The following is a 270-nucleotide window of genomic DNA, read 5'->3' as shown; positions in this document are numbered from 1 at the left end:
AACGACTCTTATCGACTCGGTAAAAGCGCTCGGTTAAGCGGGAGATATGGTTGGGACTGATACCGATGCCATTATCGCGCACACTGAATTTCGGTCCCGCTTCGGTCATTTGCCAGAGTAATTGTATCTGCCCGTGCTCAGGGGTATAGCGGATGGCATTGGTTACCAAATTGGTCAGGGCGCTGCGGATTTCATCGGTACTGCCGCGGATATCGGGGCCGTCGCATTCGAGTGTGATCTGATGCCGACCGGCCGAAAGCGCGTGCGCTT

1 protein-coding gene is annotated in these 270 nt (G+C 55.2%); it reads right to left on the bottom strand.

What is annotated here, in order from left to right; translation table 11 throughout:
* Positions 1-270 (bottom strand): ATP-binding protein (locus tag QN347_RS19995; RefSeq protein ID WP_323494428.1); only part of this gene is annotated, 270 nt, incomplete at both ends.

It is taken from the genome of Sphingomonas sp. 10B4, from assembly GCF_035019905.1.
Taxonomy (GTDB): Bacteria; Pseudomonadota; Alphaproteobacteria; order Sphingomonadales; family Sphingomonadaceae; genus Sphingomonas; species Sphingomonas glacialis.
Note: the sequence above shows the minus strand (reverse complement) of the source record. Positions and strands in the feature narration are given on the sequence as shown.